The organism is Shewanella phaeophyticola, from assembly GCF_025398315.1.
Lineage (GTDB): Bacteria > Pseudomonadota > Gammaproteobacteria > Enterobacterales > Shewanellaceae > Shewanella > Shewanella phaeophyticola.
The window spans coordinates 1146666-1157618 of the sequence record NZ_JAODOQ010000001.1 but is presented as its reverse complement, the minus strand read 5'-3'; the positions used below and the strand labels follow the sequence as shown (position 1 = coordinate 1157618).

The window sequence follows — 10953 nt, the reverse complement described above, 5'->3', positions numbered from 1 at the left end:
AATTACCATCAATATTATAAATTCATATAATCAAAAACTTAAAAAACTTAAAAGGACTTATTGTGAAAAAAATATTGTTTATCGCCTGTGTGCTCCTATCATCTAACAGCTTTGCTTTAGAACTCGCTAAATATCCAATAGCGCTGAGTTCTGGTGATGGTGTCAATGTTGTTATTGTGCCAACAACTGATAAAAAACAAGCGTTAGTTAAAGTAACAGGCATTAATCATGAGATTGATGACATTGCATTTTTGACCGATTTTAAACCTCATGGTAGTAACAACGCTTATAAATATATTTATGATGGTACTGAGCGAAGTTTAATCAGTGTTGATGACGGATATGGTTGTTGTTCGTACACTCTATATATACCTGGTAGCAGAGATGGTATTTATTTAGCCACAAAAGACAAGTCTAACCCAATCATTGTTGCAGATTTAAAAGCGCAATTCGAAGAGCAACAGAGTCAAGGTGTTCAAGCTAAGTTAGCAATGTTTAATCGTGAAAAACACTTAACTTACCAGCAGAAAAATATCATTGATGCGAATAACGAAATAGATAAGCAATGCGGCCTCAAAGTAGAGACAAAAGTTGATTGGAAAACAATTGATGATAAAGCGTTGCAAACTTACGCTGTCGGTTCATTTTGCGCACAGGTAGCAAATGAAATGGTTTCTATGTGTGAAAACGATCAAAGCTTTAAAAAGAAAATCGCTCACATTAATACCATTGAATGCCAATTTACTGATGAGTTAAAACTGCGTCAAAACAATGAAACCCTAGCATTTAAAACGACACCAAAAGCGCCAAACCAGCCTCAATTTATTAAATCCTACTTATTGAATCTATAATATTGGTTTATAATCAATAGATTAACAACAAAAAAGCACCTTGTGGTGCTTTTTTGTGATCAATTAAAAGAAATCCAACTTAATCACCATAAAACAAACAGAACAACCTAACTTTAATGGTATTTTAGATTAGTTGTCGTAGTTAAAACATTCGTTAACATTAAAAGCCACTAACATACGGTGGCTTCATTAAATGACAAGACAGTTATAGTGTTGGCGTGACTTCACTTTCAGCAAAGCTTTGCTGCATAAATTGATCAATACTGTTGTATAACGCTTGCTGAGTATTAATGTAGTTAAACCCATGAACCTCATTGCCAAAAAACATCGATTCATACGGCTTGCCTAATTTATCCAATACGTACTTCAAGCGGAAATAATGCTCCGAATCAACCACGCGATCCCTGCCACCTTGAGCAATAAAAATAGGAATCGACAGTTCATTCATTCTATACACCGGAGAGTACTCAACTAAGGTATCCCAAGATTCATTTGGGTCGCCAAGAATATCAATCAACACCCGTCGAGAATCATCTTTTTCAGAAATATTATGATCTGAAAACAGCAATGGAATGTCTGTCACGCCAGCATAAGAAATGGCACATTTATACAAATCAGGCCGTCTTATGGCACTTATTAATGCTGAATAACCACCGTAACTTATGCCAAATACACACACTTTTTGACCATCAATATCTTGCCTAGCAATGGCTTGAGTTACTGCTGATTCTATATCGTCTTCAATGAGCCGACCCCATTGACGCTTGCCACTGTTAAGAAATTTTTTGCCAAAGCCTGATGAACCACGATAGTTTGGCGTTAATACCGCATAGCCTTTTTGCACAAAATAATGCACATCCACTGAAAAATGTCGCGTGTCATTAACACCTAATGGCTCCGCCATGAGGCATCACCAATAAAGGCACCTCTTTCACTGTAGATTGGCTTGGCATGGTCAAATACGACTCAACTTCAACACCGTCTGAAGAAATCGATTTAATCACAGAGCTTTTACCTAATGAGTACTTATTTAACCAGGGACGTTCTTCACCAATCAGCTGACTATGACCTGTTTTAGTGTCAAATAGGTAGTATGCGGAAGGTGAATCAATCGATTGATTAATGGTGACTATTTTTTGGTAATCTTGATCAAAGTGAATCACATAACTGTCTTCTTTGTCCTCTGATGCACTGGTGTATGTCGACAACTTATTGTCATAATTTTGCACCAATACGCCACCGAGCATATAGGTATAACCTATGATACTGCTGTCATAAGGATTTTGAATAATGCCAACAATATCACGCCCAGGTAAACGGTACACTTCGCCGCTAAACGTCTGAGACTGAATATCATAACGAGATAAACTTTGATAACCACTTTGCTGCTCAGATAACACTAACAGTTCATTTTTAGCATCATCAAACCATACGGGTATAAATTTAGTTTGATCACTTTGCCGCCAAACTTGTTGCCACTTTCGATTGTCGGCTTTTTTAACATGAACTTCTGTAACACCACCTTCGCTAATAAAATTAACGTTGGGTTCACCAAAAGAGTTAAGTAACCACCCCCTTCAGGAAATGGGCCTTTTGATATACGCTTTTTACTCCGAAACTGTGCTTCAAAACTGTCTTCAGTCACGTTAATAGTAAATAAGTGGGCTTTACCATTTTTATAGCGCTGAGCAATAAAGGTGTCGTCAACCGCAAGTAATGGGTCAAATAAATAAGTATGTTTTAACAAAGCAACCTGAGTCACGCTATTGGCTTCATCCACTTTGTACACCAATAACTGCATACCAGAGTGGCGATCAAATGTGGTGACACTAAAATAGGTTTTTCCTAACCAACCAAAGTCACTAATGACTCTCTTAGATTGCAGGCCAAAACTAATTACCTTGGTATCCCAACTAAAATCTGTGCCAGCAAGTACCACAGTATAATTGTTATCGACCAGCTTTTTATACAGTAAGTGTTGACCCTGGGGACTTAACTTAGGCGCGACGACATCTGGGTTTCTGAAGAAGTCGTCTTCAAGGTTTGCGGTGGCAGCCATAGAAATAAACGTTAGAGCGATGAGAATACCGTTAATCAGCTTCATAATTGATTCCCTTCAATTGCTTTAGCATATTCAAAAAAGTGATCTTTTTCTTTGCCTGTGTAGTTCAAATTATATTGAGTTAACACTTCAGGATAACTCGCTTCCATGTATTCCAACGCTTGGCTGGCTTTGTTATTAAAATAGAACCGAGCACCACCAATCAAGGTATCTAAACTGCCATTCATTTCGGTATACATTGAAAGATGGCCGGCATAATTAATCTTTCCGGCCTCGACATTTATCACGTAGCCTTGTTCGGCAACGTCAATATACGTCCGTTTGCCTAGGTACACGCGGTCCCATGTATAACTGCCTGCATCTACCACTTCTAGCCAGTAGTTGTAATTAGGTTTAACTTGTTCGAGCTTCAAATCTGACAGCCAGCCTTTACCCTCTATGGTAATATGACTCGGTACGTAACCTTGCTCAATTTTCATCGCAACAAGAATATACCCCTCGTCGTCACCCAATTTGGGGAGGCAATACCCTAAAGTTGACACTCCACATAACGCCATACCAAAGGCGCCTAACACCCATTGTCGATATTGATTCACACAACCACTCCATGTCGATTGTTATTATTATTGATGAAGTCGGTAAATAACTGACCTCACTATCACTTTTAACTTTTTAAACACAAAAAGATAACAAATGTAGAGTTAAGATAAAATAGAAATTTTAGAGCCTGTTAAAAATTAACGCTTCCAATGTAAAGTAAATTTTCTTACCTCTGCTAATTTACGGTATCCTTAGCCAAAATAGTTAACCGCAGCCTTTAATGCCTTCAAATCTTATTGCCAAGTTTACCGATATAGCACCTAGCGCCTCACCTCAATCAGGCAGTGCTATCGACACCGCTACGCCAAGCCAAAATCCGATAACCTGCTCAAACTGTCAAGCATGCTGCTGCCGTTTAGAAGTGATGTTAATTACCGAAACCGGCGTACCCAAAGTCTATATAGCCAAAGATAATTGGGGCGGAGAAGTGATGCGTCGCCTTGATGATGGTTGGTGCGCAGCGCTAGACAGAGACACCATGATGTGTTCAATTTACGAGCTAAGACCACTTATTTGCCGTGAGTTTGAGATGGCAGAATATGAGTGTGAATCTGAGCGTAAGGCCTTTGGCATTTAACGATTGGGCGTTATTGCTGGCGACTGATAGCTTACCTCCAGCACTAACTACCAGCACTAACTACCAGCAAATAGCGCACCAGGCTAGCTATCAGTTATTTGAATATAAAATCTCTGGTAAAGCCCAGCTTGTCACTTGATGCTGCCCTTGCCAATCTTCAATCGTTAACCAGATTTTATGCTCTGCCCGCAATACTTCAGGCGCAATAGCATGCACTTCTTGTCCATGTTGGCTACCGTGTAAAATCCCTGCGTCCCCAGAGGCTAAAGTCGCTAATGGCAAAGGTGCTGTTCCAATGGTTAAATATGCCTGGCGGATCGCACTCACCTGCCCTTTACTGAACAAGAGTAAAAAGTCTTTGGTATAAGTACCATCATGCAGATATGGGGCATCTACATTGTAAGGAATTGGCGTAACTTCAAATGCACCCAGCTCCTGAGTGGGCAGCGCATCAGGAAATTGCGGAAACAGAGACTGATATAAAAAATAGCCAACGAGCACTAATATTAAGCCATTGATTTTATATTTGTAACGGTTCCAAAGCGTGTTTTGCATGCAGCCATTAGTGACTCTCCTGTTTAACTAAGTGCGAGTTAACACTCGAGGTCACGTCTAAATCAGCTTTAGCGGCTTTGACAATGCGCCCTCCCCACATTAAAAAGCCTGTAATCGACATGCCCGTGAGAAAAATGCCAAAAACAAACCAAATCGCTTTTGTCCATAGCCCACCAATTGTGCCGTAATGCAGCGGATCGGCAATATGCGATAGCGTTTGTAATGTGGTCATTTTCGCTGGTGAACGTTCGCTTTCAATCGCTCCATTCCATGGGTTAACTGTTACACCATAAGCGTATTGGTCGTAAAAAATATGATCGCCTTGACCATACACTTTATACGTATCTCTTTGGTGCTCTGGCAGCATGACATAGGTACTTTTAAAGCCTGGAAACTGTTGTTCAGCAACTTGTAACGCATTAGACAGTGTATAAGGTCTTGTCGGCGCCTCATTAGACGACATAGGCACCTGACTGACTTCAATTAACGGTGCGTGCTCTTCAAGCTCAATATGATTGTGCCACATCATCGCTTGTGCCAAATACCACAAACCAGTAATGCTCATCAGCAGTAAAAACCACATCGACCATACACCCGCTAAACGATGTAAATCTGCAAGCAGTGTTTTTTTGCCTTGAGTAATACGTAATTTAGGTTGAGTAAAAGCCCGCCAGAAATTTTTATACACCACCAGCCCAGTAATGAGCGCGCCAAGCATCACAATGGCCATTGCACAAACAATGTAATAGCCCACGCTGTAATTACTATGCCAAGGAAACAGCAACCAGCCATGCAAAGACCGCATAAAATTAATGAAGGTGATGCCTTGGTTAATCTCCTGAATGTCACCTGTGTATTGGTTGACATAGGCAATAGCAAACGGCACGTCTTTATCGGTAAAAATAACCGCATTAACCAAATAAGGCTCAAAACTCATTACCGTTGAAATACTGGCCGTTGGGTGGGCTTGCTGAACAATCTCTACCAGTTCCGACATCGGCTTTTCTTGGGCTTGCTGTGGATTACTTGCACGTGCTTCAGGATTTGTCAGCCAGGTTAACTCATGGCTAATGACTGAAATGATCCCTGTAAGGCACACAAAACAAAAAATGATCCACATGGGTAATGAAAACCAGCCATGCAGTTTAAACCAAAATCGATTATTAAGTTTTGCCATTTGTCTTCCGGATCGGTCCGCGGCCTAGGTAAAGACCAATATTGCCAATATGCTAATACGATTGATAACTAATCTCAACAATAATGTAATGATAATCATTATTAATTGTAAATAATGATTTATTGATCGCGTTTTGTGTTTTTTATCTCAATATCGGGTTGTAAATGATAATGATTAACAATACCATTCGTGAATATTAACATTGTGTCACATTGTTAATTCCAGTCATCTTAGCAATCAGGTAAGGCAAACCATGCAACCTAAAAATATCTTTGCATTTTCAACAATAGCTTTGGCGATGAGCCTTTTTGTGCAGCCCCAAGCCTATGCAGCCGAGCAGCAAAATGCTGATAACATTGACCAAAATATCGAAAAAATCCAAATATTGGGTGTCCGCTATAAACGTGTTAGTCAAGGTGCAACCGGATTAACCATGGAGATTGATGAAACACCGCAATCAATCAGTGTGGTCAGCAACGAGCAAATCACTAACTTTGCCGCTAACAACCTTAATGACGTACTTCGTCTGGCGACCGGTATCAATGTCGAAGAGTGGGAAACCAACCGAACACAATATACCTCCCGCGGTTTTGAAATTAAAAGTACCCAAATTGATGGGGTGGGTTTACCAAATGATTGGGGGATTGTGACCGGAGCAATGGAAGCTTATGGTTACGAAAAAATTGAAGTCATTCGCGGTGCAAACGGCTTACTTACAGGTATTGGTAATTCTGCTGGTACCATTAATTACGTACGCAAACGCCCTACGAACGAAAATGAAGGTGAAGTGGGTGTGTCATACGGTACGGACGATTTTAAACGCGTGCAAGCCGATTACTCAGTCCTGTTAACAGACAGTGGTAGCTGGGCTGCAAGGGTTGTCGCGGTTGCCGAAGATAAAGACTCCTACTTAGACGGCCTAGAAAATGACCGTGGCTATCTTTATGCTGTCGTAGACGGCCAATTAACCGATAATTCAACATTAGCATTTGGCTTTTCTTACCAAGATGCCAACACCGACGGCAATACCTGGGGCGGATTAGTCTTTAACTACACTGACGGCACCCAGGCCGAGTGGGACACAAGCGCAACAACCACCCAAGAATGGACCATGTGGGACACTCTCAATACCACAGCTTTTGTTGAATACACTTATATACTCCCTAACGATTGGGACCTGAAAATCGCCTATAATCACCAAGGCTTGGAAGACCAAAGCAAATTATTTTACGCCTATGGCACTATCGACAAAGACACGGGCTTAGGTTTAACCGGTTGGCCAGGACGTTATGACACTGACTTCTCAGCCGACTTATTAGACATTACCACACTTGGGCATTACAGCTTGTTTGGTCAAGATCACGAGATGACTTTAGGATTGAGCGGCTCTCAAAGTAAAAAGTACATGTACCAGTACCCATTTGACTATGCAACTACAGCTGCTTATGAGCCAACACCAGCATTCCCTTATGATCTTGATGCCATCCCAGAACCAGAATGGGGCGATAAAGTAGAATACTCAGACATCGATGTAAGCTTGCTTCGCGCTTATGGTTCAACTAAATACAATATCAATGACAGCCTGTTCTTAGTCGCAGGCTTTAATGCAATAAAATATACTCGCGAGGGTGTAAATAGCGGCGTTGATATCGACAACGATGAGAGTGAATTCAGCCCTTATGCGGGTGTGGTTTACAGCATCACAGATGATATCAATACCTATTTTAGTTATTCAGATATTTACCAACCACAAGAGCAGTATGATTACGATGGGTATTTTTTAGCGCCCACTAAAGGGGTTAACTATGAGCTTGGGCTTAAAACCCTTTGGCTTGATAACGACTTAATGGCAACCTTTGCGTTATTTAGTGCTGAGCAAAATAACCTCGCAAGCTACGCCGGCCTCAATGCCGACGGAAATTACTTTTATGAAGGTATCAACGTCGAATCAAAGGGCTTTGAAGTTGAAGTGACCGGGCGTGTAACAGACAACCTTAATGCGGTATTTGGTTACACCTTGCTTGATGTCGAAGACGAAAACGGTGATAAAGCAAACGAATGGGCCGCGCGTAACGTGGTGAACTTTTCGATGGATTATACCTTGCCACAACTACCTGATGTGAGTGTTGGCTTGGGCGGCCGATGGCAGTCTAAAACCAAAAATGTTGATTACAACGTCGAGCAAGATGCCTACCTAGTCGTTAATGCTTTTGCCAGCTGGGATATGTCTGACGACCTCACCTTAAGAGCAAACATTAATAACCTGACTGATGAAAAATACATTAACAGTTTAGCGACTGTTGGCTATTACGGCGCACCAGTTAACGGTTCAGTTAACTTAACCTATCGCTTTTAAATAGCCACGGCTAAGCGGCTTAACGCACTCAGTTTTAATGAGTACTTAAGCCAAATAATATCAATTCCACTAATTATCTGGCCATTCAGCGGGAATTCTGTACCTTCTAGGCAAGTAATAGGATTGTAGGCATAGTTGCTCTACGTCAAAATACTATTAAGCAGCATAGAAGGCACAGAAACCCGCCTTGCAGGAGACGCTCTGATTGGTCACATAATTAATGGAAATGGTATAATAGCACCATTGTGATTATCATTGTCACGCCTCTTTATACTCGTAAAAAGAGGCGTGATTTTTAACAATCAACACCGCCGAGTTAAGTACCTTAACACGCAAATTCTTGCCGCTAATGTTTATTGAGCATCATCAACCTTATCTGAAGATGATGAACAAAATATATAATAAGTTATTATCCTAATTCAGGGACCAACCTCAAAACCGCGTCAAATAAGCTGAAATATTATTAACTCTTACTTGCACTGCATGGCTGTGGGTCTTTATCATAAGCAAACTTTTATAGGGCTAATCGAATTCCAATCTAGCCCCTTTCTTTTTGGTTTTCAGGAGTAAGCATGCCAAAGATTAATCTGCTGTTATTGTGCGGCGGTGGCGGTGCAGAACACGATATTTCGTTAATGTCTGCACGTTTTTTTGAGTCATCACTGGCAACGTCAGATAAATTTTCGGTACTGAAATTAGTACTCGACGAGCGCGGGCATTACCACACAGAAGACGGCAAATTATGCGATTTAACCAACCGCCGTGAAATCCGCTTTGAAGATGACAACACCCCAGCGTGGCCTGTAGATTATGTTATTCCTTGTATTCATGGCTTCCCCGGTGAAACCGGCGATATTCAATCGTATTTTAACTTAATACAACTGCCCTATTTTGGCTGTGAGTCTGAAGCATCAAGCAATTGCTTTAACAAGATCACCGCTAAAATGTGGTTTTCAGCCTTGGGCGTACCAAATACACCGTACATCTTTTTACACCAACTCGATGATGATGCCATTAAGCAGACTGAAGCAGCATTTGACCTGTGGGGTTCGGTGTTTGTCAAAGCTGCTTCTCAGGGCTCGTCTGTGGGCTGTTATAAAGTCGATGTCAAAGCCAACATCGCTAATGTACTTAACGATGCCTTTAGTTATGCCCCCTACGTGGTAGTCGAGCAAACTATTCGCGCTCGCGAATTAGAAGTGGCGGTATACGAATACCAAGGTGAAGTAGTGGCAACCTTACCCGGTGAGATTATTTGCGACAGCAATACCTTTTATTCATTTGAAGAAAAATACGCTAAAAACAGTAAAGCGCGCACCGACGTCGTCGCAGAAAACTTGTCACCCGAGTTAAGTCAACAAATTCGAGATTATGCCATTAAAGCCTTTAAAGGCATGAAGCTACGTCATTTATCGCGTATTGATTTCTTTTTAACTCAAGATAATCAAATTCTGCTTAACGAAATCAACACCTTCCCAGGGCTAACACCCATTTCAATGTTCCCGAAGATGCTACAAAATCACGGTCATGATTTTACTGAGTATTTAATTGATGTGATTGGCAGACAAGTCGATTTATCGTAACGGCTTTTGTCATTAATAAAAGCGCATAAACACCGTTAGTTGTGATTCGGTGAGACAAAAAATAAGGCCAGCAATTTGCTGGCCTTATTCATTTTAGTTTATCGAAAGCGTTTAGAAGCCTTCTACACCTGCCATGTCAGGTAATTGATGCGCAATACCCTTATGACAATCAATACAGGTTTTTTCACCGCTGGCTAATGACGTTGAATGCATTTGCGATGCACGCTTAGACTGACGGGTAAAATCCATATAATCAAAGTTATGACAGTTACGACACTCTAAAGAGTCATTAGCTTTGAGTCGGTTCCATTCATTTTCAGCTAAATGGCGACGCTTTGCTTCAAACTTTTCTGCGGGTGTTAATGATCCCGAATACCTTACCCCACACTTCTTTAGACGCTTGCATTTTACGAGCAATTTTATCTGTCCAGTTATGCGGTACGTGACAATCAGGGCACGTTGCACGCACACCACTGCGGTTAGTAAAGTGAATCGTTGTTTGCAACTCTTGGTAAACGTTGTTTTCCATTTCGTGACAACCGATACAAAACTCTTCGCGGTTAGTTAATTCTAAAGCCGTGTTAAAACCACCCCAGAAAATAATCCCCGCAATAAAGCCACCGATGGTCAAAAAGCCAAGACTGTAATGGACACTCGGACGACGAAGAATTTTCCATACCAGTTTTAGTTGTTCAAGCAGTTTTGCTAACATATTGACTCCTAATGCTTAACCGCGGCTTTCGCTTTAATTAAGTGATCAATGTCAACGAAGTCATTTTCAACTAACAATTTCGCATCCAATTGCGGTGCATGACACTGGGTACAAAAATAACGACGAGGCGACAAATCCGCTAAGAAATTATTGTCGCGATTCATATAGTGCGTCACGCTAACCATAGGTGCTTGTGTGTGGCCAGTGCTGGTACGAGCATGACATTGAACACATTTATTTACTTTAAGATCAATCTGATAACCGTCAATCTTATGTGGAATAACCGGTGGTTGCATCGGATAGTTACGCACTTGTTTAACATCAGTATTGATCACCGCTTGCATGGCTGGCGGGGTCGGTTCTATGTTAATGGGTGCTAAACGCAATGTGTCGATTTTTTCTTCAGGTACGCTGGTCGCCATAACGCTAACAGAGAAGCCGAGTAACGCGATAATCGATAATAATTTACCTGTTTTCATG

Annotated in this window: 13 protein-coding genes; 4 read left to right on the top strand and 9 right to left on the bottom strand. The window is 41.1% G+C overall.

Annotation, left to right across the window (positions count from 1 at the left end; genetic code table 11):
• Positions 1-62: 62 nt before the first annotated feature.
• Positions 63-851, top strand: coding sequence for a hypothetical protein (locus tag N4T56_RS05450; protein ID WP_261732503.1), 789 nt, complete (start codon positions 63-65; stop codon positions 849-851).
• A 205-nt stretch (positions 852-1056) separates the two neighbouring features.
• Here the strand turns inward: N4T56_RS05450 and N4T56_RS05445 are convergent, their stop codons facing one another.
• Genes N4T56_RS05445 through N4T56_RS05430 form a run of 4 tightly spaced genes read right to left on the bottom strand, consistent with a single transcriptional unit; the run spans position 1057 to position 3509 of the window.
• Entirely contained in the window at positions 1057-1755 is a 699-nt protein-coding gene (locus N4T56_RS05445; protein WP_261732502.1) for an alpha/beta hydrolase family protein, read from the bottom strand.
• Complete coding sequence (locus N4T56_RS05440) at positions 1733-2251, bottom strand: hypothetical protein (protein ID WP_261732501.1); 519 nt, start codon at positions 2249-2251, stop codon at positions 1733-1735. Before N4T56_RS05440 ends, N4T56_RS05445 begins: the two co-directional genes overlap by 23 nt.
• The gene (locus N4T56_RS05435) at positions 2251-2955 is read right to left on the bottom strand and encodes a hypothetical protein (RefSeq protein WP_261732500.1); all 705 of its coding nucleotides are present in this window, start codon (positions 2953-2955) and stop codon (positions 2251-2253) included. Before N4T56_RS05435 ends, N4T56_RS05440 begins: the two co-directional genes overlap by 1 nt.
• Positions 2952-3509 carry a hypothetical protein gene (locus N4T56_RS05430; protein ID WP_261732499.1) on the bottom strand — a complete coding sequence of 186 codons (558 nt, stop codon included), beginning with the start codon at positions 3507-3509 and terminating at the stop codon, positions 2952-2954. The genes N4T56_RS05435 and N4T56_RS05430 overlap by 4 nt, the downstream gene beginning before the upstream one ends.
• A gap of 224 nt (positions 3510-3733) precedes the next feature.
• On the opposite strand from N4T56_RS05430, the gene N4T56_RS05425 reads away from it, so the two are divergent.
• Positions 3734-4090, top strand: a complete 357-nt coding sequence (locus tag N4T56_RS05425) for a YkgJ family cysteine cluster protein (protein ID WP_261732498.1) — start codon at positions 3734-3736, stop codon at positions 4088-4090.
• A 90-nt stretch (positions 4091-4180) separates the two neighbouring features.
• On the opposite strand, the gene N4T56_RS05420 is transcribed toward N4T56_RS05425, so the two are convergent.
• Positions 4181-4645: a hypothetical protein gene (locus N4T56_RS05420; protein WP_261732497.1), complete on the bottom strand. Its 465-nt coding sequence runs from the start codon at positions 4643-4645 to the stop codon at positions 4181-4183.
• A gap of 7 nt (positions 4646-4652) precedes the next feature.
• Positions 4653-5822, bottom strand: a complete 1170-nt coding sequence (locus tag N4T56_RS05415; protein WP_261732496.1) for a PepSY-associated TM helix domain-containing protein — start codon at positions 5820-5822, stop codon at positions 4653-4655.
• Positions 5823-6075: 253 nt separating this feature from the next.
• On the opposite strand from N4T56_RS05415, the gene N4T56_RS05410 reads away from it, so the two are divergent.
• Both N4T56_RS05410 and N4T56_RS05405 read left to right on the top strand, forming a co-directional pair.
• Positions 6076-8178: a TonB-dependent siderophore receptor gene (locus tag N4T56_RS05410; RefSeq protein ID WP_261732495.1), complete on the top strand. Its 2103-nt coding sequence runs from the start codon at positions 6076-6078 to the stop codon at positions 8176-8178.
• A gap of 572 nt (positions 8179-8750) precedes the next feature.
• Positions 8751-9761: a D-alanine--D-alanine ligase gene (locus tag N4T56_RS05405; RefSeq protein ID WP_261732494.1), complete on the top strand. Its 1011-nt coding sequence runs from the start codon at positions 8751-8753 to the stop codon at positions 9759-9761.
• Positions 9762-9872: 111 nt separating this feature from the next.
• On the opposite strand, the gene N4T56_RS05400 is transcribed toward N4T56_RS05405, so the two are convergent.
• Genes N4T56_RS05400 through N4T56_RS05390 form a run of 3 tightly spaced genes read right to left on the bottom strand, consistent with a single transcriptional unit; the run spans position 9873 to position 10952 of the window.
• Positions 9873-10178, bottom strand: a complete 306-nt coding sequence (locus N4T56_RS05400; RefSeq protein ID WP_261732493.1) for a NapC/NirT family cytochrome c — start codon at positions 10176-10178, stop codon at positions 9873-9875.
• The gene (locus tag N4T56_RS05395; protein ID WP_261732492.1) at positions 10102-10473 is read right to left on the bottom strand and encodes a NapC/NirT family cytochrome c; all 372 of its coding nucleotides are present in this window, start codon (positions 10471-10473) and stop codon (positions 10102-10104) included. The genes N4T56_RS05400 and N4T56_RS05395 overlap by 77 nt, the downstream gene beginning before the upstream one ends.
• Before the next feature lie 8 nt (positions 10474-10481).
• On the bottom strand, positions 10482-10952 hold the full coding sequence (locus N4T56_RS05390; protein WP_261732491.1) for a nitrate reductase cytochrome c-type subunit: 471 nt from the start codon (positions 10950-10952) through the stop codon (positions 10482-10484).
• Position 10953: the final 1 nt, after the last annotated feature.

Bases quoted from the DNA above. Each gene is read 5' to 3' on its own strand.
- N4T56_RS05445 (WP_261732502.1), bottom strand. From the start codon at position 1,755: ATGGCGGAGCCATTAGGTGTTAATGACACGCGACATTTTTCAGTGGAT.
- N4T56_RS05435 (WP_261732500.1), bottom strand. From the start codon at position 2,955: ATGAAGCTGATTAACGGTATTCTCATCGCTCTAACGTTTATTTCTATG.
- N4T56_RS05425 (WP_261732498.1), top strand. From the start codon at position 3,734: ATGCCTTCAAATCTTATTGCCAAGTTTACCGATATAGCACCTAGCGCC.
- N4T56_RS05420 (WP_261732497.1), bottom strand. From the start codon at position 4,645: ATGCAAAACACGCTTTGGAACCGTTACAAATATAAAATCAATGGCTTA.
- N4T56_RS05415 (WP_261732496.1), bottom strand. From the start codon at position 5,822: ATGGCAAAACTTAATAATCGATTTTGGTTTAAACTGCATGGCTGGTTT.
- N4T56_RS05410 (WP_261732495.1), top strand. From the start codon at position 6,076: ATGCAACCTAAAAATATCTTTGCATTTTCAACAATAGCTTTGGCGATG.
- N4T56_RS05405 (WP_261732494.1), top strand. From the start codon at position 8,751: ATGCCAAAGATTAATCTGCTGTTATTGTGCGGCGGTGGCGGTGCAGAA.
- N4T56_RS05395 (WP_261732492.1), bottom strand. From the start codon at position 10,473: ATGTTAGCAAAACTGCTTGAACAACTAAAACTGGTATGGAAAATTCTT.
- N4T56_RS05390 (WP_261732491.1), bottom strand. From the start codon at position 10,952: ATGAAAACAGGTAAATTATTATCGATTATCGCGTTACTCGGCTTCTCT.